The organism is Pseudolysinimonas sp. (assembly GCF_057350545.1).
The window spans coordinates 1-21473 of the sequence record NZ_JBMRCP010000093.1 but is presented as its reverse complement, the minus strand read 5'-3'; the positions used below and the strand labels follow the sequence as shown (position 1 = coordinate 21473).

The window sequence follows — 21473 nt, the reverse complement described above, 5'->3', positions numbered from 1 at the left end:
CGCCGTCGAGGGGTGCGAGCGACACGGTGGGCGGGGCGCCCTGCCAGATGAGGTCGGGCAGGAGGGCGACCGCGTGACCGGTCTGGATGAGCCGTACGTGCGCCTGCAGGTCGGCGGTTTCGAAGCGCACCTGCGGCTCGAACCCGGCCCGCCGGCAGGCCTGCTCGGCCCAGTGCCGCGACGCCGCTCCCCGAGGCTCCATCACCCAGGGAGCGTCGGCGGCCTCGGCGATCGAGCGGGCGGTGAGGCGTCCGGCAGGCGGGCTCGCGAGTCGGATGGCGTCGGTCGTGAGCGGATGCCGGTCGAGGCCGGGCAGATGGAGGGCCGCGTGCCCGGGGTACTCCTCGGCGATGACGAGGTCGAAGTCGCGGGCGAAGGTCTCGTGAAGCGCCGTCTCGGGCTCGCGCTGCGTGACGATCGCGGTGAGCCCGGGATGCTCGACGGCGAGCACGTCGAGCGCGCGGGGGAGCAGGGCGAGGGCGGCCGACTGGAACATCGCCACGCGCAGGGTCCCGGATGCCGTGCTGAGCGAGGCGGCGAGGTCGGCTTCCGCGCGCTCGAGCCGTTCGAGGATGTCGCCGGTGTGCTCGACGAGCAGCTCGGCGTGCGGCGTCAGCTGGAGCTTCCGCCCGGCGCGCAGCAGCAGCGGCACGCCGGCATCCCTCTCGAGTTGGGCGAGTTGCTGCGAGATCGCGGACGGGGTCTGATGCAGCGCGGCGGCGACGGCGGTGATGGTGCCGCGGAGGTGCAGTTCGCGCAGGAGGGCGAGGCGGCGGACATCCAGCACAGCGCAGCCCTCCTCGAACGGGGTGATCTCACATTTCAGCAGAACTTACGAATGACCCGCAGTATTCGTTGCTTGAACTTACGATAGGCCCGGCCGGATACTGCTCGCGTGACCCCGCGCGCCCCCACGAAGAATCCCGCCACGACCTCCGCCGCGACGCTCCCGGCGGTCGAGCCCGACGCGGTCATCGAGCAGGTGCGCACGTGGCTCCGCGACGCCGAGGGTCTGCTCGTCGATCCGTCCGCGAAGCGCCTCGCCGGTCTCCTCCAGGACCCCGCCGGACTCGACTTCGCGGTCGGGTTCGTCGACGGCGTCGTGCGCCCCGAGGATGCCCGCGTCGCCGGCCGCACGCTCGCCCGACTCGCGAAGCGCCCGCCCGCGTTCCTCTCCTGGCCGCTGCGCGCCGCCATCCGGATCGGCGGGATCGCCGCCCTCGTCGTGCCCGGCATCGTCGTGCCGATCGCCCGCCGCGTGCTGCGCGCGATGGTGGCCCACCTCGTGATCGACGCGAAGGACCCGGGCCTCGGCCGTGCCCTCACGCGCATCCGCGGGAAGGGGATGCGGCCCAACGTCAACCTCCTCGGTGAAGCCGTGCTCGGCGCGCGCGAAGCGGCCAAGCGACTCGAGGGCACGACGCGCCTGCTCGCCCGCGACGACGTCGACTACGTGTCGATCAAGGTCTCGGCGACGGTCGCGCCGCACAACCCGTGGGCGTTCGACGAGGCCGTCGAACACATCGTCGAGGCGCTCACGCCGCTCTTCGAGCAGGCCGCGTCGACGTCGCCCGCGAAGTTCGTGAACCTCGACATGGAGGAGTACAAGGACCTCGACCTGACGATCGCCGTCTTCACCGCCATCCTCGACAAGGAGCACCTGCGCGGGCTCGAGGCGGGCATCGTGCTGCAGGCCTACCTGCCGGATGCGCTCGCCGCCTACCTGCGGCTTCAGGAGTGGGCATCCCGCCGCCGGGTCGCCGGAGGAGCCGGCATCAAGGTGCGCGTCGTGAAGGGCGCGAACCTCCCGATGGAGCGCGTCGACGCCGACCTGCACGACTGGCCGCTCGCCACCTGGAACAGCAAGCAGGAGAGCGACACCAACTACAAGCGCGTGCTCGACGCCGCGCTGCGCCCCGACCGCATCGGCGACGTGCGCATCGGCGTCGCGGGTCACAACCTCTTCGACCTCGCCTACACGAAGCTCCTCGCCCAGGCGCGCGGGGTCGAGGCGGGTGTCGAGTTCGAGATGCTGCTCGGGATGGCGCCGGCCCAGGCGGAGGTCGTGCGGCGGGATGTCGGCGGGCTCCTGCTCTACACGCCCGTCGTCGCGGCAGCCGACTTCGACTCGGCGATCGCCTACCTCGTGCGTCGGCTCGAGGAGGGTGCGAGCCAGGAGAACTTCATGTCGGCGGTGTTCGAGCTGAGCCGGAACGAGCAGCTCTTCGCCCGCGAGCGCGACCGCTTCCTCGCCTCGCTCGCCGAGGTGGATGACGTGGTGCCTGCCCCGCACCGCGTCCAAGACCGCACGCGAGGGGTCGACGTTGTGGCGCGCGAGTTCCACAACAGCCCCGATAGCGACCCCTCGATCGCCGTGAACCGCGACTGGGCGCGCGCGATCCTCGACCGGGCGTCGACGAGCGAGCTCGGCAGGCAGACCGTTTCGGCGAGCATGCTCGGCGACGGCGCGCAGCTCAACGAGCTCGTCGCCGGTGCCGTGAAGTCGTCCGCCGGGTGGAACGACCTCGGGGCGAGGGGCCGCGCCGCCGTCCTGCGCCGCGCCGCGATGATCCTGGAGCGGCACCGCGGCGACCTCATCGAGGTCATGGCGTCGGAGGCGGGAAAGACGTTCGACCAGGCCGATCCCGAAGTCTCGGAGGCGATCGATTTCGCCGCCTACTACGCGGCGCGCGCCCTCGACCTCGAGCACCTCGACGGCGCGGCGTTCGTGCCCGCGAAGCTCACCGTCGTCATCCCGCCGTGGAACTTCCCCGTCGCCATCCCGGCGGGCTCCACCCTCGCGGCGCTCGCGTCGGGCTCCGCCGTGATCATCAAGCCCGCCCGCCGCTCGGCGCGCAGCGCGGCCGTCATGGTCGAAGCGCTCTGGGAGGCCGGAGTGCCGAGGGATGTGCTGCGCTTCGTGCAGTTCAGCGACCCGGGCCTCGGCGAGCGGCTCATCGCCGACACCCGGGTGGATCAGGTCATCCTCACCGGCGGCTTCGAGACGGCCGAGCTCTTCCGCGAGTTCCGGCCGGGTCTGCGCCTGCTCGCCGAGACGAGCGGCAAGAACGCGCTGATCGTCACTCCGAACGCCGACCTCGACCTCGCCGCGAAGGACGTCGCGTACTCGGCGTTCGGTCACGCGGGGCAGAAGTGCTCGGCCGTCTCGCTCGCGATCCTCGTCGGATCGGTCGCCGACTCCGAGCGGTTCCGGGCGCAGTTGCTCGACGCCGTCGCCTCACTCTCGGTCGGCGAGCCCACCGACCCTGTGAACAGGATGGGGCCGCTCATCGCTCCGGCGGAGGGCAAGCTGCTCAAGGCGCTGACGACGCTCGACCCGGGGGAGAGCTGGCTGCTCGAGCCCCGCAAGCTCGACGCGGACGGCCGCATCTGGTCGCCGGGCATCAAGACCGGCGTCGCGCCGGGCTCGGAGTTCCACACCGTCGAGTACTTCGGACCGGTGCTCGGCATCCTGCGCGCGCGCGACCTCGACGAGGCGATCGCGCTGCAGAACGCCGTCGACTACGGCCTCACCGCGGGTCTCCACTCGCTCGACGCCGACGAGATCGCCCGCTGGGTCGACCAGGTGCAGGCGGGCAACCTCTACATCAACCGCGGGACGACGGGAGCGATCGTGCAGCGGCAGCCGTTCGGCGGCTGGAAGAAGTCCGTCGTCGGGCCCGGGACCAAGGCGGGCGGCCCGAACTACCTCCTGGGATTGGGCTCGTTCCGTTCGGCGGAGGCGGCCCCGGCGCCCGACGGCGGCCTCCCCGCGCGCCTCGCGGGAATCGTCGACGCGTTCACCGAGCAGGGGGAGCGCGACTACCTCATCCGGGCCGCGGGCAGCGATGCTCGCGCGGTCGCGGCGGAGTTCGGCGTCGTCCGCGACGTGTCGGGGCTGAGCGCCGAGCGCAACGCGTTCCGCTACCGCCCGGTGCCCGTCGTCGTGCGCGCCGAGCCGCTCGCCTCACCCGTCGAGGTGGCTCGCGTCGTGCTCGCCGGTCTCGCCGCGGAGGCGCCCCTCGCGGTGTCCGCGCCGTCGGGCTGGGCCCCCGCCGTGGTCGCAGCGCTCCGGGCGTCGGGCCTCACGGTGACCATCGACGACGGCGAAGGCTGGACGGCCGCCGCCCGCAGCCTCCGGGATGCCCGCGTGCGCATCGTCGGCGGCGCCGCCTCGGCACTGCTCGAGGAGATCGGCGGGCGCCCAGACGTCGCCGTGTACGACGCCCCCGTCACCGAGGCGGGTCGCGTCGAGCTGCTGCCGTTCCTGCGCGAGCAGGCGATCTCGATCACGGGCCACCGCTTCGGCACCCCGTCCCCCCTCGTCGAATCCGTCCCCCTGACGGCGTAGGGCGAAGACCCGAGGCCGGCTCCCTGGTGGCGGGGAGCCGGCCTCGTTCTGTCGAACCGAGGGTTGAGTGCCGCCGAAGGCGGTGTATCGAAACCTGACCGGCGAGCTACTCGGGGTGGGTTTCGATACACCCGCTGCGCGGGCACTCAACCCGCGGGACCGCGGAGGTGTCGGAGGGAGCGCGCGAGTCAATCGGGGTAGGGGTCCCCGTTCTTGACTCGCGCGCTCCCTCCGGCGCCGCAGCCCCCGATGAAACTCAGTGCGAGTCGGTCGCCGAGACCTCGGAGCGATCGCCCGACCAGAGCGTGTGGAACGTGCCGTCGCGGTCGACCCTCTTGTACGTGTGTGCCCCGAAGAAGTCGCGCTGACCTTGCACGAGGGCGGCGGGCAGCCGCTCGGCGCGCAGGCCGTCGTAATACGACAGCGACGACGAGAACGCGGGGGCGGGGATGCCGGCGATCGCGGCGGAGGCGACGACCCGACGCCAGGCGTCCTGCGTGCGGGTGACGACGCCGCGGAAGAACGGCGCGGTGATGAGCGCGACGAGGCCCGGATCGTCGGCGTAGGCCTCGGTGATCCGGTTGAGGAACTGGGCGCGGATGATGCAGCCGCCACGCCAGATCTTCGCGATCTCGCCCTTCTGGATGTCCCAGCCGTACTGCTCGGCGCCCGCGACGATCGCGTCGAAACCCTGGCTGTAGGCGACGATCTTCGACGCGTAGAGCGCCTGCCGCACGTCTTCGATGAAGGCGTCGGCATCCGCGATCTCGGGCACGGACGGGCCGGGAAGGTTGCCCGCGGCAGCGCGCTGCAGCGGCTTCGACGACAGCGACCGCGCGAAGACGGCCTCCGCGATGCCCGATACGGGGATGCCGAGGTCGAGTGCCGTCTGCACGGTCCAGACGCCGGTGCCCTTCGAGCCGGCCTGGTCGAGGATGACGTCGACGAGCGGCTTCCCGGTGTCGGCGTCGACCTGGCGCAGCACCTCGGCGGTGATCTCGATGAGGTACGACTCGAGCTCTCCGCGATTCCATCCGGCGAAGATCTCGGCGTTGTCGGCGGGGGTCTTGCCGGTGCCGCGGCGGATGAGGTCGTACGCCTCGGCGATGAGCTGCATGTCGGCGTACTCGATGCCGTTGTGGATCATCTTCACGAAGTGACCGGCGCCGTCGTGGCCGACGTGGGTGACGCAGGGCTCGCCCTCGGCGATCGCCGCGATGGACTTCAGAATCGGGCCGAGCGTGACCCACGATTCGTCGGAGCCGCCGGGCATGATCGAGGGGCCGTTGAGCGCGCCCTCCTCGCCCCCGGAGATGCCGGCGCCGACGAAGTTGATACCCGTTTCGCGCACCGCCTTCTCGCGACGGATGGTGTCGGTGAAGAGGGCATTGCCGCCGTCGACGATGATGTCGCCCGGCTCGAACACCTTGACGAGCTCGTCGATGACGGCATCCGTGCCTTTGCCCGCCTGCACCATGATGAGTGCCGCGCGCGGCTTCTGCAGGGCCGCGGCGAACTCCGCGTAGCTCTTCGTCGCGACGAACCCGGCTTCGGGGTGCTCGCTCGTGAGTGCGTCGGTCTTCTCCGGCGAGCGGTTGAAGATCGCGACGGTGTTGCCTTCGCGGCTCGCGAGGTTGCGGGCGAGGTTGGAGCCCATGACGGCGAGGCCGACGACCCCGATGTTGGCGGTGGCGGTGGTGGAGGTGGTCACGAGAGCCCAGGCTACTAGCGTGGACAAGGTGACTTTCCCGCATCCCGTCGTCGTCATGGGGGTCTCGGGCACCGGCAAGACCACCATCAGCCGGGGGCTCGCCGAGGCGCTCGGGCTCCCGTTCGTCGAAGGCGACGACCTGCATCCCGCGGCCAACCGCGCGAAGATGGCGGCCGGCATCCCGCTCACTGACGCCGACCGCGCCCCCTGGCTGGATGCCGTCGCCGCGGAGCTGGGGCGACCGGTCGTCGTTGCGTGCTCGGCGCTCAAACGCGCCTACCGCGATCGGCTGCGCGAGTCGGCGCCCGAGCTCGCGCTCGTCTTCCTGCACGGAACGCCGGAACTGCTCGCCGCCCGCATGGAGGGCCGTGAGGGTCACTTCATGCCGACGTCGCTGCTGCGCTCCCAACTCGACACCCTCGAGGAGCCGGACGGCGACGAGGATCCGATCGGTGTGGATGTCGCGCTGCGCCCCGACGAGATCGTCGAGCTGGTCGTGCACCGGCTCGGGAAGAGGAGCCCGGAATGACCGACCTGAGGATCGTCGTCGCGGTGCCTCTGGCCGAGGAGAACGCCCGGCTGCTCGCGGAGCGCGAACCGCGGCTCGAGGTCGTCTACCGGCCGGAGCTGCTCACCGATCAGCGCGACGAGCGGGTGCTGGAGGAGTACGAGCGCATGCTCGACTCGGCCGACGCCTTGTTCGGGGTTCCCCACCACTCGGGGCGTGAACTCGCGCGCACCGTGACGGCCAATCCGCGGCTGAGGTGGGTGCACACGATCCCGGCGGGCGGCGGGCAGCAGGTGAAGGCCGCGCGGCTCTCGGACGATCAACTCGAACGGGTCACGTTCACGACCTCGGCCGGCATCTACGGCGAGGCGCTCGCCGAGTTCGCGGTGCTCGGGGTGCTCGCGGGAGCGAAGCGGTTCGGGCGGCTGCTCGAACTGCAGGCGCGGGCGGAGTGGGGCCGGCGTTTCACCCTCGGCAGCGCGCGCGACTCGACGGTGCTCGTCGTCGGGCTCGGCGGTATCGGTCGTGCGACGGCCGCGAAGCTCTCCGCCCTCGGCAGCCGGGTCGTCGGGGTGCACCGCCGCGAAGTCGAGGCGCCGGGGGTCGAACGCGTCGTGTCGGTCGAGCGCTTCGCCGAGGCGGCCGCCGTGGCCGACGCGATCGTGCTCTGCCTTCCCGGCACCGACGCGACGAAGGGGATGCTGAGCGCCGAGGTGATCGCCGCCGCGAAGCCCGGCGTGACCGTCGTCAACGTCGGCCGCGGCTCGACCGTCGACGAACCTGCGCTCATTGCGGCGCTCCACTCGGGGCAGGTGGGGGCGGCGGTGCTCGACGTCGCCTCGGTCGAGCCGCTCCCCGCCGATCACCCGTTGTGGTCGGCGCCGAATCTGCTGCTCAGCCCGCACACGGCGGCCGACAGCCCGGGTGATCAGCGCGCGATCACGGAGCTCGTCGCCGACAACGCGCGTCGGCTGCTCGACGGGGAGCCGCTGCGCAACGTCGTCGACACCGTCGAGTTCTACTGAGGCCGTCTCAGGAGGCGCGGGTAGGCTGACGCCCGTGACGCGGCCTTTCCTCAGTCTGCTGATCGCCGCCGGCGCGACGATCGCGGGACTCGCCACGACGTGGCAGGGCGCGTCGATGCACTACGTCGCGATCGCTCGGTTCGAGCCCGACGTCGCGGGCCCGGCGATGATCGTCGCCGGCGTTCTGCTCGTCGGTGGTGCGGCCGCGAGCATCGCCGTCCACTGGGTCGGCGCCCTCGTCGTCGGGTCGGTGCACGCGCTGCTCGGGCTGCTCGCGCTGACCGTCCCCTTCGGCAACCCGTTCGCCGGCGGGATCTTCAGCCCCGTCTTCCAGATCGCCACCATGCTCTCCAAGGTCGATCCGGCTCTCGGCGACGGTTCGCGGATGTTCTACTTCTCCGGCACGGCTCTCGTCGTCGGCGCCTTCCTCGGGGCCGCGGCGCTCGGTGTGCGCTCCCGCCGACTCTCGCCGCCCGCAGGGCGGAAGGCGGTCGTCGTCTCGTCGCTCGTCGGTGGTGCGGCTCTCCTCGGGGCGGCGGCGCTGCTCGTGGTCGCGGGCGGGGGGTTCGCGCGGTTCATCATGCAGCTCATGCGGTACGACGGCACCCTCGCCGCGATCGCGGTGAGCGGGGGGATGCTGGGGGGCATCGCGGGTCTCACCCTGCGCTGGTCGTCGGTCGGCATCCTCGTCGTCGGCGCGCTCGTGACGCTGGCCGGTATCGGCTACGTGGTGCTCGCCGTGCCGCCCGCCGTGCCCGGTCAACTGATCGGGGTGTACGGGCTCGTCGCCGTGGCCGGCGTCACGTTCGTCGGGGCGGCGCTCGGCGGCCTCGCGCGCGGGGGCGACGAGGTTCCCGAGGAGCCCGACGCCCTGTAACATGGCTCTCTGAACTTCGGCGAGGGCTCCGTCCACGGGGCCGTGATCGACGCGGTGGGGTGGCCCCAGGTCTTCCTCGCGCTTTCGTGCGTTCGAGTTGAACAAGACATCGACAGGGCTTTGCCCGGAATCCAGGAGTGCTGCCATGGCTACCGCCAAGGAGAACAAGGCCGCGAACGCCAAGAACCACGACGACGACAACAAGCTCACCGTCGAGGTGCGCACCGAGTTCGGTAAGGGCTTCGCCCGCCGTCTGCGCGCCGCGGGCAAGATCCCGGCCGTGATCTACGGTCACGGCACCGAGCCGCAGCACGTCGCGCTCCCCGGTCACGAGACGGCGCTCATCATCCGCAAGGCGAACCAGGTGCTCGACCTGCAGATCGCCGGCAAGAGCCAGCTCGCGCTCGTCAAGGACGTGCAGAAGGACCCGGTGCACCAGATCATCGAGCACCTCGACCTCATCGTCGTGCGCGCCGGTGAGAAGGTCATCGTCGACATCCCCGTGCACCTCGAGGGCGACTCGGCTCCGGACACGAGTGTCAACCAGGACGCGAACACGATCTCGCTCGAGGTCGAGGCGACGCACATCCCGGAGAGCGTCACCGTGAGCATCGAGGGTCTCCGCGAGGGTACTCAGATCCTCGCCGGCGACGTGAAGCTCCCCACGGGGGCGACGCTCGTCACCGACCCCGAGGTGCTCATCGTCGGTATCACCGGCCAGGCCGAGGTCGATCTGGGCGAGTCGGAGGAGACGCCCGAGGGCGAGACCCCCGAGGGCGAGGGCGACCTCGTCGACGAGGTCGGCTCCGAGGACGCGCCCGCCGAGTCCGAGTAACACCGTCCGACGTTGGCGGACGATCGCTGGCTCGTGGTCGGGCTCGGGAATCCCGGGCCCGGCTACGCCGGCCACCGCCACAACGTCGGCCAGATGGTGGTCGCCGAGTTGGCCGCCCGTCTCGGCGCGCCCCTCAAGGCGCACAAGGCCGGCGCCTCGATCGCCGAGGCGCGCATCCGTCCGGGTGCCGACCGCGTCACGCTCGCGGTGCCGTCGACTTTCATGAACGTCTCGGGGCGACCCGTCGCGGCGCTCTTGAAGTTCTACTCGCTCGACGCGTCGCGCCTCATCGTGATCCACGACGAGCTCGACCTGCCGTACGACACCCTGCGGCTGAAGATCGGCGGCGGCCCGGGCGGTCACAACGGCGTGCGCGACATCATCAACGTCGCCGGGCCCGACTTCGTGCGCGTGCGGATCGGCGTCGGCCGCCCGCCCGGTCGGCAGGACCCCGCCGACTTCGTGCTCTCCCCGTTCTCGAAGGCCGAGCGCGAGACGCTTCCCAACCTCATCTCGGATGCTGCCGACGCCACGTCGGAGGTCATCACCGACGGCCTCCTCGCCGCGCAGCAGCGGTGGCACGCCCCGCCCCCCGCGGGTTGAGTGCCGCGCAGCGGTGTATCGAAACCCACCCCGAGTAACTGCGAGGGCGGTTTCGATACACCCCGCTACGCGGTGCACTCAACCCGCGGCCGGCGTCCGCGGTCGCGCGTAGGGTTGCACGAGTGGGTCTCGATGCGATGATTCCGGCGCTCGCGCGCGCCTCCGTTCTCGAACCCGCCCTCCGGCAGGCGTCCCGGGATGCCGACTTCTCCCTCGTGGAGGGGCTGCGGGTGCCGACGATCGCCGCGCTGCTCGACGCCCGCGGCGACGCTCAGGCCGCGCTGCTCGTCACCGCCACGAGCCGCGAGGTCGACGCCGTCGTGGCGTCGCTGCGCTGCTACCTGCCGGCGGCGACGGTGCTCGACTTCCCGGCGTGGGAGACCCTCCCGCACGAGCGGTTGAGCCCGAGCGCCGAGACCATCGGACGTCGCCTGCACGCCCTCCGCGAGATCGCCCGCTGGCGGCAGGATCGCCGCGGGCATCTCGTCGTCGTGGGCAGCGTGCGTGCCGCGCTGCAGCCGATCATGCCCGGGCTCGCCGACATCCCGACGCTCGAGCTCGCGCGGGGCGCACGCGGCTACGACCTCGCCGCTCTGTCGCTGCGCCTCGCCGAGCTCGCCTATGCGCGGGTCGACCTCGTCACCCGCCGCGGCGAGTTCGCGGTGCGCGGCGGCATCCTCGACGTCTTCCCCGCGGATGCCGAGCATCCCGTGCGCGCCGACTTCTTCGGCGACGAGCTCGAGACCCTGCGCGCGTTCTCGGTCGCCGACCAGCGGTCACTGCCCGACGAGGTCGAGCGCGTCGAGCTGTTGCCGAGCCGCGAGCTGCTGCTCACCGAGCCCGTGCGACAGCGCGCGCGCGAGATGGAGCGCGAGTTCCCGAGCCTGCAGCAACTGCTCGCGAAGGTCGCCGAGGGCATCCCGGTCGACGGGATGGAGTCGCTCGCTCCCGCCCTCGTGGGCGACCTCGTGCCGCTCACCGACGTGCTGCCCGAGGATGCCGCGGTCGCCATCCTGAGCCCCGAGCGGGTCGCGACGCGAGCGCTCAGCCTCGCCGAGACGAACCGCGAGTTCCTCGACGCGGCATGGAGCGCGGCCACCGCGGGGGCGCAGGCGCCGATCAGTCTCGACCGCGGCGACTTCCTCACGGTGTCGCAGTTGCGGGCCGCGGCCTCCCCGCGCACGTGGTGGACGTTCAGCCCGTTCGACTCGGATGCCGACGAGATCACGCGCCTCCACGGCACCGCGATCCCGAGTTTCGCCGGCCAGGTGGAGGGCGCCGTCGCCTACGTCGCGGGGCTCGTGCGCGACGGCTGGGCCGTCACCGTGACGGCGGCCGGCGCCGGGATGGTGGAGCGGGCGCGGGATGTGCTCGCCGAGGCCGGCGTCGAGCCCGCAATCACCCAGGCGACGATCGAGGCCGGTTTTGCGCTGCCCGACGAGCGGATCGCGGTGCTCTCCGAGGCGGAGTTCTACGGTCGCGCGGCAGCACTCGACGGTCGAGGGTCGAAGAAGCTCGCGAGCCGCCGTCGCAACGTCGTCGATCCGCTGCAACTCAAGGCGGGCGACTACGTCGTGCACGAGACGCACGGCATCGGGCGGTTCGTCGAGCTCATCTCGCGCGAGGTCGCGTCGGGGGAGCGCACCGCGCGCGGTCCGCTCGGCACGACGCACGCGAAGGTCACACGCGAGTACCTCGTGCTCGAGTACGCGGCGAGCAAGCGCGGCGGCCCGCCCGACCGGCTGAGCGTGCCGACCGACCAGCTCGACCTGCTCAGCCGCTACGTCGGCGGCGAGGCCCCCGCGCTGTCGAAGATGGGCGGTTCCGACTGGGCGGCCGCGAAGGGGCGTGCCCGCAAGGCGGTGCGCGACATCGCCGTCGAGCTCGTGAAGCTCTACTCGGCGCGCATGGCGAGCCAGGGTCACGCCTTCGCGAAGGACACCCCGTGGCAGCGCGAACTCGAGGAGGCGTTCCCGTTCGCCGAGACGCCCGACCAGCTCGTCACGATCGACGACGTCAAGGCCGACATGGAGCGGCCCATTCCCATGGACCGGCTCATCTCGGGCGACGTCGGCTACGGCAAGACCGAGATCGCGATCCGCGCCGCGTTCAAGGCCGTGCAAGACGGCAAGCAGGTCGCGATGCTCGTACCGACGACGCTCCTCGTGCGGCAGCACATGGAGACGTTCGCCGAGCGGTTCGCGGGCTTCCCCGTGCATCTCCGAGCACTCAGCCGCTTCCAGACCGACAAGGAGTCGAAGGAGACGGTCGAGGGACTCGCGAGCGGTGAGGTGGATGTCGTCATCGGCACCCATCGCCTGCTCTCGGAGAGCATCCGCTTCAAAGACCTCGGGCTCGTCGTCATCGACGAGGAGCAGCGCTTCGGCGTCGAGCACAAGGACGCCCTGAAGAAGCTGAAGACCAACGTCGACATCCTCGCGATGTCGGCCACGCCCATCCCGCGCACCCTCGAGATGGCGGTCACCGGCATCCGCGAGATGTCGACCCTCGCGACCCCGCCCGAGGATCGGCACCCGATCCTCACCTTCGTGGGGCCGTACAACGAGCGGCAGGTCGCGGCCGCCATCCGGCGCGAACTGCTACGCGAGGGCCAGGTGTTCTTCGTGCACAACCGGGTGTCGTCGATCAACCGCGTCGCGGCTCAGCTCGCCGAGCTCGTGCCCGAGGCGCGCATCGCCGTCGCCCACGGTCAGCTGAGCGAGAGCGTGCTCGAGCAGGTCATCGTCGACTTCTGGGAGCGCAAGTTCGACGTGCTCGTCTCGACGACGATCATCGAGACCGGCATCGACATCGCCAACGCGAACACGCTCATCATCGACGCCGCCGACAAGTACGGCCTGTCGCAGCTGCACCAGATCCGCGGACGCGTGGGGCGCGGCCGGGAGCGCGCGTACGCGTACTTCCTCTACGACGACACGAAGCCGCTCGGCGAGACCGCGCAGGACCGGCTCGAGACGATCGCCGCCAACACCGAGCTCGGCTCTGGCATGCAGGTCGCGCTCAAAGACCTCGAGATCCGTGGCGCGGGCAACCTGCTCGGCGGTGAGCAGTCGGGCCACATCGCCGGCGTCGGCTTCGACCTCTACCTGCGCATGATCGGCGAGGCGGTCGCGACCTTCCGCGGCGACGTCGCCGAAGGACAGACCGAGCTGCGCCTCGAACTGCCGGTGGATGCGCGCATCCCCGAGGAGTACCTCGAGAGCGAGCGCCTGCGGCTCGAGGCCTACCAGAAGCTCTCCACCGCGGCCGCGCCGGCGTCGCCGGACGAGGCGATCGACTCGGTGGCGGAAGAACTCGTCGACCGGTACGGCGACCTGCCCGACTCGGTCACCAACCTCGTCGCGATCTCGCGGCTTCGGCGTCAGGCGATCAAGGCGGGGCTCTCGGACGTCGTCGCCGTGGGCGGCAACCTGCGCATCGCCCCGGCCGAGCTGCCGGATTCGAAGCAGCTGCGTCTCCAGCGCATGTACCCGGGCGCCCGCCAATTCGCGGCCGCGAAGGCGCTCAGCATCCCCCTCCCGCAGGGATCCGACGCCGACCTCATCGCTTGGGTCGGCGGCGTGCTGACCGCCCTCTTCACCACGGAAGAAAAGCCCGCCTAGAACTCCGTGAGACGAGCGGAGCGGCGGATCGGGTCGCGGAGTGAATCGGGGTAGGGGTCCCCGCTCTCTTCACTCCGCGACCCGATCCGCCGGTCCGCGGAAGCTTCAGCCGTTGATGATCGAGAGGATGTTGCCGGCGGGGTCGCGGAACCAGGCGATGTCGGGGCCGTCGCCCGACGCCTTGCCGCGCATGATGCCGGCGTCGTCTTGCGGCATGCCCTCGTAGCGCTCGAGCTCGATGCCGGCGCTGCGCAACTCCTCGGCGGCGGCGTCGATGTCGCCGACCTCGAGGTTGAGTACCGTGAAGGTCGCCGGGGAGTGGTCGTCCTTCTGGTAGAGGAAGACGTGCTGCCCGCCCGGAAGCGAGAGGTCGAGTCCCATCCCGTTGTCGTCGATGGTGAGCCCGAGTCTGTCGCGGTAGAACGCGAGCGCCGCCGCCGAGTCGTCCACCGAGTAGCCGCTGAAGGATCCGCTGATCGTGACCATGCCCGTCAGCCTCGCACCGGGGTCCGACACGGCCTAGGGCCTTGACGCGGTGCCGAGGGCGAGCGGGATGAGCACCATCGAACGCAGGTCGATGAGGGCGTGCAGCGCGATCGGCACGAGGATCGAGCCGGTGACGAGATAGAGGTAGAGGAAGACGACCCCGAGCACGGTCGACAACAGGATGCCGGTCGGACCCTGGTAGACGTGCAGGAGTCCGAACAGCAGGGTGGCCGCGGCGAACGCGAGGAGGGCATCGCCCGTCACCGCGAAGACGAGCGCGGGGAACCCGAGGCGGAACAGCAGCTCCTCGACGACTCCGGCGTTGACCGAGAGCGCGGCCCCATACGGCAGTTCACCGCGCGTGCGCGGGAGGAGGGCGCGGATGTCGCCGAGGGCCGGCGCGTCGTCGATCGGGGTGCCGCGCAGCAACACGATCGGCAGCACGAGGAAGGCGAGCACCACGATCGCGATGCCGATCCCGACCGCGACGCCGAACTCGCCACCGAGCACGTCACGGGAGGCCGCGATCGGCGCCCACTCCTGGCCGGCGGAGAGCAGCGGTGAGATCGACTCCCACGCGCCGAGGATCGTCGCGAGCGAGAGGCCGCCCAGCGACAGGAACGCCTCGATCAGCCAGCGGCGGTAGACCTTCTGGCGCGCGACCGTCGAGCGCAGGCGCTTGAAGCGCGCGTAGTCGCGGCGCTCGCGGGCGATCGCGCGCCAGACCAGCACGCCCGTGACGACGCCGAGCAGGGCGAGGGCGGGCAGGTCCACCGTCCCATTCTCCCGGACGGGACCCAGCGGCGCTGTCCGGCCATGCGCGAGGATGACTCGGGACGAGGAGCGGGTGTGGCGCGGAGTGAGGTCGGACTTCGATCCGAACGCGGTCCCGTGCTGCTCGCCGGGATGCTCGCGACATTCCTCGTGGCGATCGATGCCACGATCCTCGCGACGGCGGTTCCCTCGGTGGTCGAGGATCTCGGCGGGTTCGAGGCGTTCCCCTGGTTGTTCTCGGCGTACCTCCTGACGCAAACCGTGCTCGTCCCGGTGTACTCGAAGCTCGCCGACATGATCGGGCGCAAGCCGATCCTCCTCTTCGGCATCACGGTGTTCGTCGTCGGCTCGATCCTCTGCGCGATCGCTCCGACGATGCTGCTGCTGATCGTGTTCCGCGCGGTGCAGGGCATCGGCGCGGGCGCCATCCTGCCCGGCGTCATGACGATCGTCGGCGACCTCTACTCGGTCGAGGAGCGAGCCCGCATCCAGGGCTATCTCGCGAGTGTCTGGGCGATCTCCTCCGTCGCGGGGCCGACCCTCGGCGGGCTCTTCTCGCAGTTCGTCGGCTGGCCCTGGATCTTCTGGATCAACGTGCCGCTCGGCCTGGTCGCCGCCTGGCTGCTGGTGCGGGGGTTCCGCGAGAAGGTCGAGCGCCGGGAGCATCGCATCGACTACGCGGGCGCGGCGCTGCTCACGATCGCGCTCACGGCGCTGCTCCTGGCCATCCTCGAGGGCGGCGTCGCCTGGGAGTGGACCTCGCCGATCTCGCTCGGCCTGTTCGGTTTCGCCGCACTCGTCGTCGTCGCGTTCGTCCTCGTCGAACGGCGGGCGGCCGAGCCCGTGCTGCCCGTGCGCGTCATCACCCGCCGCATCGTGCTCACGACGAGTCTCAACGCCGCCGTCGTCGGCGTCGTGCTGATCGGCATCACGTCGTTCGCCCCCACGTACCTTCAGACGTCGGCGGGAGCCGACCCGCTCGTCGCCGGTCTGGCGGTCGCCGCGCTGACCCTCGGCTGGCCGATCGCCTCGACGCTCTCGGGGCGGATCTACCTGCGGATCGGGTTCCGCTCGACGATCCTCATCGGCGCCCTCGTCGTGACCCTCGCCTGTGCCTTCCTCGCCGTCGTCGCACCGTGGCCGAACATCGTCGTGCTCGCCGTCGGCTGCCTCGTCGTCGGATTCGGGCTGGGGTTCGTCGCCGCGCCGAGCCTCATCGTCGCGCAGTCGAGCGTCCCGTGGAACGAGCGCGGCGTGGTGAGGGGGCTGAGCGCCTTCCTGCGCACCCTCGGCAGCACGATCGGGGTGGCGCTGCTCGGGTCGATCGCGAATGCGAGCATCGCGGCGCAGGGTGGCGACGAGACCGACCCCGCGACGATCACCGCCGCCTCGACGCTCGTCTTCATCGCGGTGGCGGTGGCGGCGGCTTTCCTGCTGCTCACGGCATCCCTCATGCCCCGCACGCCGCGTCCGGGCGAAGCGGCCGTGCGGGACGCGGACACCGCCCCGCTCTGAGGGCAGGATGGGGGCATGCCTGTCGCCGACGCCCCGCATCCCCGGATGGACGAGCTCATCGCGACGCTCGAACGGCTGCGCGCGCCCGGCGGCTGCGCCTGGGACCGCGACCAGACGCACGCGTCGCTCGTGCAGTACCTCGTCGAGGAGAGCGCCGAACTCGTCGAGGCGATCGAGTCGGGGTCGGACGACGAGCTCGTCGAGGAGCTCGGCGACGTGCTCTACCAGGTGCTCTTCCACGCCGACATCGCGGCCGAGGCCGGCCGTTTCACTCTCGAGGACGTCGCCGCGCACATGACGACGAAGATGGTCGGCCGGCATCCGCACGTGTTCGGCGACGCGATCGCGGAGACCCCGGATGCCGTCGTCGCCACGTGGGAGTCGGTCAAGGCGGTCGAGAAGGCGCATCGCACGAGCGTGCTGGAGGGCATCCCGGAGGCCATGCCCGGGCTCGCGCTCGCCGACAAGACGCTCGGCCGCGCGGCGAAGGTGGGTGTGAACGTCACGCCGGCGCCCGTGCCGACGACGGAAGACGAACTCGGCTCGCACCTGCTCGCTCTCGTCGCGGGTGCACGTGAGCACGGGCTGGATGCCGAGCGGGCCCTGCGGGGAGCCCTGCGGTCCCTGCGCCGCGACGTCGTCGCCGCCGAGACCCTCGATACTGGTGATGCCCATGAGTGACATCCCCGCCCCGCTCGCGAACCGACACACCGCTGTCGCCGTGGTCGCGCTGTGTCTGCTCGGCGCGGCCTCCGCGATCGCCTCCGTGCTGGTGCCCGACGACACCCTCGTGGTGTGGCTCATCGTCGTGCGGCACGTGGTGTTCGCGGTGCAGGCCGTGGTGCTCGCGCTGGCCGCGGGGCTCGTGGCTCGCACGCTCGTGCGCCGGTCGCGGGGAACGCTCGTGAGCGGGCTGCTCGCCCTGGGCGGGCTCCTGCTGTTCGCGGTCGCGCAGCTCGGCGCGATCCTGCTCGTCACCCCGTGGACGTTCGACGCGCTGCGCACCGTCGTCACCGTGCTGCTGGTCGCGAGCACGGCGGCGACCGCGCTGGGATTCCTGCTGCTCGGGATCGCGGTCGTGCGGCACGACGTCTGGCGCGGGGCGACGCGGCTCACCCTGCCCGTCGCCGCCGTCGTCACCGTCGCCTGGGCGTTCTTCCTCCCGCTCGCCTACGCGCTCTGGTCGCTCGTGCTGCTGGGACTCGCCGTCGGGCTCACGTCGCGCCGGGCGGTCGCCAACGCGGGCGTTCCCCAGGGGGCCGCCGCGGCGTAGCGTGTCGGGATGCTCGTCCAGCACCTCGGCCACGCGCCGCGCATCCACCCCGACGCCGTGATCGCGCCCGGCGCGGTCGTGAGCGGCGATGTCACGATCGGCGCCGACTGCCAGGTGCTGCACGGCGCCGTCATCAGCGCGGAGGGCGGTCCGATCGTGCTCGGCGAGCACGTCATCGTGATGGAGAACGCCGTGCTGCGGGCGAGCTCCTCCGATCCGCTGCGCATCGGCGACCACTGTCTCGTCGGGCCGCTCGCGTCGATCTCCGGTGCCCGCCTGGGTGACGAGGTGTTCGTGGCGACCGGGGCGCGCATCTTCAACGGCGCGGTCATCGGAGACCGCAGCGAGGTGCGCATCAACGCCGTCGTGCACCTGCGCACCGTGCTGCCGCCGGAGACCACGGTGCCGATCGGCTGGGTGGCGGTGGGCGACCCCGCCGAGCTCTTCCCGCCCGACCGGCACGACGAGATCTGGGCGCGGCAGTCGCAGCTCGACTTCCCGGGCTATGTGTTCGGTCTCGACCGGGCTACTCCCGACCTCATGGTGCAGCTCACCGAGCGGTACGCCCGGCACCTCTCGCGACATGCGGACGACGAGGTCGTCCAGCCGTAACTGCCATCGTTATACTCCTAGCGTGACAACCCCCCGCCGCCGTCGGCTCCCGCGCGTCCTCGCCGCGGCGGCCGCGGCTCTCCTCCTCAGCCTCGCGCCAGCGCTTCCCGCTCACGCCGCTCCCGTGGTGTCAGAGGTGCCCGGGGGTTTCCTCGTGGGCTCGCTCGTCGAGTATCAGGGCTTGCTCTACGGCGGCTCCGAGACGGGTCTGCAGAGCTTCGACGGCACGACCTTCGCCACGATCCCGGGGGCGCCCGAGAGCCCGCGCGACTTCGTCGAGTACCTCGGCGACCTGTGGTTCGTCGGCGGCGACCTGACCGGTCCCACGCCGACGCTCTGGCGCTTCGACGGCACGACCCCCACGCAGGTCGAAACGCTCGGCAGGAACCCGGTTCTCATCGGCGGGCTCCTCTACTTCGAGCTCGGCGACGGCCTCGGCGGGTGGGTGCTCGCCTCGAACGACGGCACCACGACGACGCCCACCCCCGCGTCGCCCACCGACGTGGGCTCTCTCGCGGCCGGTCCGAACGGCGAGATCGTCTACACGTCGGGCTCGCCCCGGATGCTCTGGACCTTCGACGGCACGGCGACCCACGCCCAGGTGATGCACGCCGGAGCGCCCAGCGACGTCTTCGAGGTGCGCACGCTCGCCGGCGTGCTCGCTTTCGCCGCAGCGGAGAACCCGGGCGACGACGAGACCGCCTACCTCTGGGACGGCTCGGCCTTCACCAAGCTCGGCGCGTCCGGTGGAGGCGCGATCGATCCGGGCTGCTTCGTCCTGCACGCGGGCGTCGTCTCCTACGGTGCGAACGACGGCAGCCGACGGATGTTCTCGGCCACCCCCGGCGTCGCGGGGAGTGAGCTTCCGATCACGCCGACCGTCCCGGCGGGATGCCCGCGGTTCATCGCGACCGACGGCACCTTCTACCTTCAGGCGCAGGGCACGGGCGGCAATCCCACGCTGCACACCTGGGACGGCACGACGCTCACCGAACTCGACGACGTCGGCGACTTCCCCACCGACTTCATCGAGTACGGCGGAAAGCTCTACTTCACGGCCCAGCCCATCTCCGAGACGCCGGCGCTGTTCGTGCTCGAGGACGTCGCGACGACGCCGACGGCCCCGACGCTCCCGCCGACGGGCGGTGAGGTGTCGCCCGGCGTCGTCATGATCGCCGCCGTGCTCGTGCTCGGCGGGGCGGGCATCCTGCTGTTCGCACGCCGTCGTCGCCGGGTCTGACGCCGGGTCCTGCCCGGGGCACGCCACAATAGGGAGGTGGCACAGCAGGTCAACCCGCCCCGCGGCATGCGCGACTTCCTCCCGGCCGAGAAGGCGCGACGCGAGGCTGTGCTCGCGATCATCCGCGACGTCTACCGTCGCCACGGCTTCGACGAGATCGAGACCCCCGTCGCGGAGGACTCCGACCGCCTGCACGCCGGCCTCGGTGGCGACAACGAGAAGCTGGCCTACGGCATCCTCAAGCGCGGGCTGACGGCCGACGACTTCCGCGCCGCCGAGACGGCGCTCGACCTCGCCGACCTGGGGCTGCGCTTCGACCTCACCGTGCCGCTCGCGCGCTTCTACGCGTCGCACCGCGCCGAGCTTCCCGCGGTGTTCCGCAGCCTCCAGCTCGCCCCGGTGTGGCGCGCCGAGCGGCCGCAGAAGGGCCGCTACCGCCAGTTCGTGCAGTGCGACATCGACATCGTCGGCGAGCCCTCGGTACGCGCCGAGGCCGAGCTGCTGACGGCATCCCTCGACGCCCTCGACGCGCTCGGGCTGCGCGACGGCTTCCTCCGGGTCAACGACCGGCGGCTGCTGCTCGGGATGCTGCGCTCCCTCGGGTTCGCGGAGGCGGAGTTCGACGGCGCCCTCATCACGATCGACAAGCTCGACAAGGTGGGGCAGGACGGCGTCGTCGCCGAGCTCCGCGAACGCGGCGTCACCCCGGCGGCGGTCGACGCGCTCGAAGCCTTCTTCCGGCGGCCGAGGACGATGGAGTTCCTGCCCTTCGGCGAAGCCGCCATCCGCACGGCGCTGCCCGAAGGCCCCGACGAGGAGGCGCTCGCCGACCTCGTCGCGATCGGCGACGCGGTCTCGGCCGCCCGCAACCTCGATCCGTCCGCGGTCGTGCTGCAGTTCGACCCGTTCCTCGTGCGCGGCATGGGGTACTACACCGGCCCGATCTTCGAGCTCGCCCACCCGTCGGTCGACTACTCCCTGGGCGGCGGCGGCCGGTACGACGGGATGATCGGCCGCTTCCTCGGCCAGGACGTGCCGGCCACGGGCTTCTCGCTCGGCTTCGAGCGTCTCGTCGAGCTCGTCGAGCTGCCGGCGGAGGCGGGCGTCGAGGCGATCGCGCTGCTGCACGACGCCGACGTGCCGCTCACCTCGCTGCTGACGCTGAAGAGCGAGCTGCTCGCCACGGGTGCCCGCGTGCGGCTCCAGCAGCGTCCGAAGAACACCAAGGCCGCGCTCGAGGCCCTCTCGGGCGACGGCTTCACGAGCTTCGCGTTCGTCGACAGCGCGACGACCCTGGCATCCCTCACGCTTCGTTCTCTGACGGAAACCTCGCCGTCCTAGGATCGTTGCGGGCACCGCCACCAGCCCGCACCCAATCGAAGGAACCACACATGTCTGCCATCGAAGCCGTCGTCGCCCGCGAGATCCTCGACTCGCGCGGCAACCCCACCGTCGAGGTGGAGGTGCTCCTCGAAGACGGGTCGACCGCGCGCGCCGCCGTTCCGTCGGGCGCGTCCACCGGCGCTTTCGAAGCGTACGAGCTGCGCGACGGCGACCCCAACCGCTACGGCGGCAAGGGCGTGCTCAAGGCCGTCGAGGGCATCTTCGACGTGCTCGGCCCGGCGATCGAAGGTTTCGACGCCACCGACCAGCGCGTCGTCGACGCCGAGCTCATCGCCGCCGACGGCACCGACAACAAGTCGAAGATCGGCGCCAACGCCATCCTCGGTGTCTCGCTCGCCGTCGCCAAGGCCGCGGCCGACTCGGCCGACCTTCCCCTCTACCGCTACGTGGGCGGCGCCAACGCGCACACCCTCCCCGTGCCGATGATGAACATCATCAACGGCGGGGCGCACGCCGACACCGGGCTCGACATCCAGGAGTTCATGGTGCTGCCGGTCGGCGCCGACTCCTTCGCCGACGCGCTGCGCTGGGGTGCCGAGAAGGCGAACTCATCAAGGTCGCCGCGAGCGGCCGTCATCGTTATTTCCGACTGGGCTCACCGCGAGTTGCCGCAGCACTCGAGAGCTTGATGGTTGT

The 21473-nt window shown here is 71.3% G+C and carries 17 protein-coding genes and 1 pseudogene; 14 read left to right on the top strand and 4 right to left on the bottom strand.

The window, feature by feature from the left end; translation table 11 throughout:
- On the bottom strand, window positions 1-787 hold a 787-nt coding region (locus ACO1X9_RS13025; protein ID WP_486351271.1), incomplete at its 3' end, for a LysR family transcriptional regulator.
- A 108-nt stretch (window positions 788-895) separates the two neighbouring features.
- Here ACO1X9_RS13025 and ACO1X9_RS13020 point away from each other — a divergent pair.
- Window positions 896-4351, top strand: a complete 3456-nt coding sequence (locus ACO1X9_RS13020; protein ID WP_486351270.1) for a bifunctional proline dehydrogenase/L-glutamate gamma-semialdehyde dehydrogenase — start codon at window positions 896-898, stop codon at window positions 4349-4351.
- 256 nt (window positions 4352-4607) lie between these two features.
- Here the strand turns inward: ACO1X9_RS13020 and gndA are convergent, their stop codons facing one another.
- Complete coding sequence (gndA, locus tag ACO1X9_RS13015) at window positions 4608-6119, bottom strand: NADP-dependent phosphogluconate dehydrogenase (RefSeq protein ID WP_486351269.1); 1512 nt, start codon at window positions 6117-6119, stop codon at window positions 4608-4610.
- On the opposite strand from gndA, the gene ACO1X9_RS13010 reads away from it, so the two are divergent.
- The 6 genes from ACO1X9_RS13010 (at window position 6082) to mfd (ending at window position 13533) form a co-directional block, all read left to right on the top strand.
- Window positions 6082-6591, top strand: a complete 510-nt coding sequence (locus tag ACO1X9_RS13010; protein WP_486351268.1) for a gluconokinase — start codon at window positions 6082-6084, stop codon at window positions 6589-6591. The genes gndA and ACO1X9_RS13010 overlap by 38 nt on opposite strands.
- The gene (locus ACO1X9_RS13005) at window positions 6588-7595 is read left to right on the top strand and encodes a D-2-hydroxyacid dehydrogenase (protein ID WP_486351267.1); all 1008 of its coding nucleotides are present in this window, start codon (window positions 6588-6590) and stop codon (window positions 7593-7595) included. The genes ACO1X9_RS13010 and ACO1X9_RS13005 overlap by 4 nt, the downstream gene beginning before the upstream one ends.
- A 34-nt stretch (window positions 7596-7629) precedes the next feature.
- Window positions 7630-8472, top strand: coding sequence for a hypothetical protein (locus ACO1X9_RS13000; protein WP_486351266.1), 843 nt, complete (start codon window positions 7630-7632; stop codon window positions 8470-8472).
- 145 nt (window positions 8473-8617) lie between these two features.
- Entirely contained in the window at window positions 8618-9307 is a 690-nt protein-coding gene (locus ACO1X9_RS12995) for a 50S ribosomal protein L25/general stress protein Ctc (RefSeq protein WP_486351265.1), read from the top strand.
- Between the two features lie 12 nt (window positions 9308-9319).
- Complete coding sequence (gene pth, locus ACO1X9_RS12990; RefSeq protein ID WP_486351264.1) at window positions 9320-9910, top strand: aminoacyl-tRNA hydrolase; 591 nt, start codon at window positions 9320-9322, stop codon at window positions 9908-9910.
- Between the two features lie 122 nt (window positions 9911-10032).
- The gene (gene mfd / locus ACO1X9_RS12985) at window positions 10033-13533 is read left to right on the top strand and encodes a transcription-repair coupling factor (RefSeq protein WP_486351263.1); all 3501 of its coding nucleotides are present in this window, start codon (window positions 10033-10035) and stop codon (window positions 13531-13533) included.
- Between the two features lie 105 nt (window positions 13534-13638).
- Here mfd and ACO1X9_RS12980 read toward each other — a convergent pair whose 3' ends face one another.
- Both ACO1X9_RS12980 and ACO1X9_RS12975 read right to left on the bottom strand, forming a co-directional pair.
- On the bottom strand, window positions 13639-14019 hold the full coding sequence (locus tag ACO1X9_RS12980) for a VOC family protein (protein ID WP_486351262.1): 381 nt from the start codon (window positions 14017-14019) through the stop codon (window positions 13639-13641).
- Between the two features lie 33 nt (window positions 14020-14052).
- Window positions 14053-14793 (bottom strand): CPBP family intramembrane glutamic endopeptidase, encoded by a 741-nt coding sequence (locus ACO1X9_RS12975; RefSeq protein ID WP_486351261.1) that lies wholly within the window; start codon window positions 14791-14793, stop codon window positions 14053-14055.
- Between the two features lie 42 nt (window positions 14794-14835).
- On the opposite strand from ACO1X9_RS12975, the gene ACO1X9_RS12970 reads away from it, so the two are divergent.
- The 7 genes and pseudogenes from ACO1X9_RS12970 to ACO1X9_RS12940 form a co-directional block, all read left to right on the top strand.
- Window positions 14836-16308 carry an MDR family MFS transporter gene (locus tag ACO1X9_RS12970; RefSeq protein WP_486351260.1) on the top strand — a complete coding sequence of 491 codons (1473 nt, stop codon included), beginning with the start codon at window positions 14836-14838 and terminating at the stop codon, window positions 16306-16308.
- A gap of 15 nt (window positions 16309-16323) precedes the next feature.
- On the top strand, window positions 16324-16989 hold the full coding sequence (locus ACO1X9_RS12965) for a MazG family protein (RefSeq protein WP_486351259.1): 666 nt from the start codon (window positions 16324-16326) through the stop codon (window positions 16987-16989).
- Entirely contained in the window at window positions 16982-17581 is a 600-nt protein-coding gene (locus ACO1X9_RS12960; protein ID WP_486351258.1) for a hypothetical protein, read from the top strand. The genes ACO1X9_RS12965 and ACO1X9_RS12960 overlap by 8 nt, the downstream gene beginning before the upstream one ends.
- 9 nt (window positions 17582-17590) lie before the next feature.
- Window positions 17591-18193 (top strand): gamma carbonic anhydrase family protein, encoded by a 603-nt coding sequence (locus ACO1X9_RS12955; RefSeq protein ID WP_486351257.1) that lies wholly within the window; start codon window positions 17591-17593, stop codon window positions 18191-18193.
- A 22-nt stretch (window positions 18194-18215) separates the two neighbouring features.
- On the top strand, window positions 18216-19433 hold the full coding sequence (locus tag ACO1X9_RS12950) for an LPXTG cell wall anchor domain-containing protein (RefSeq protein ID WP_486351256.1): 1218 nt from the start codon (window positions 18216-18218) through the stop codon (window positions 19431-19433).
- Window positions 19434-19499: 66 nt separating this feature from the next.
- Window positions 19500-20774 (top strand): histidine--tRNA ligase, encoded by a 1275-nt coding sequence (locus ACO1X9_RS12945; RefSeq protein ID WP_486351272.1) that lies wholly within the window; start codon window positions 19500-19502, stop codon window positions 20772-20774.
- A gap of 50 nt (window positions 20775-20824) precedes the next feature.
- Window positions 20825-21397: pseudogene (locus tag ACO1X9_RS12940) on the top strand (phosphopyruvate hydratase family protein); the annotation flags it as partial.
- Window positions 21398-21473: the final 76 nt, after the last annotated feature.

Excerpts from the sequence above, each read along its gene's own strand:
- gndA (WP_486351269.1), bottom strand. The coding sequence starts at position 6,119 with ATGACGACGACGGGATGCGGGAAAGTCACCTTGTCCACGCTAGTAGCC.
- ACO1X9_RS13005 (WP_486351267.1), top strand. The coding sequence starts at position 6,588 with ATGACCGACCTGAGGATCGTCGTCGCGGTGCCTCTGGCCGAGGAGAAC.
- ACO1X9_RS12995 (WP_486351265.1), top strand. The coding sequence starts at position 8,618 with ATGGCTACCGCCAAGGAGAACAAGGCCGCGAACGCCAAGAACCACGAC.
- ACO1X9_RS12980 (WP_486351262.1), bottom strand. The coding sequence starts at position 14,019 with ATGGTCACGATCAGCGGATCCTTCAGCGGCTACTCGGTGGACGACTCG.
- ACO1X9_RS12970 (WP_486351260.1), top strand. The coding sequence starts at position 14,836 with ATGCGCGAGGATGACTCGGGACGAGGAGCGGGTGTGGCGCGGAGTGAG.
- ACO1X9_RS12965 (WP_486351259.1), top strand. The coding sequence starts at position 16,324 with ATGCCTGTCGCCGACGCCCCGCATCCCCGGATGGACGAGCTCATCGCG.
- ACO1X9_RS12960 (WP_486351258.1), top strand. The coding sequence starts at position 16,982 with ATGAGTGACATCCCCGCCCCGCTCGCGAACCGACACACCGCTGTCGCC.
- ACO1X9_RS12955 (WP_486351257.1), top strand. The coding sequence starts at position 17,591 with ATGCTCGTCCAGCACCTCGGCCACGCGCCGCGCATCCACCCCGACGCC.
- ACO1X9_RS12945 (WP_486351272.1), top strand. The coding sequence starts at position 19,500 with ATGCGCGACTTCCTCCCGGCCGAGAAGGCGCGACGCGAGGCTGTGCTC.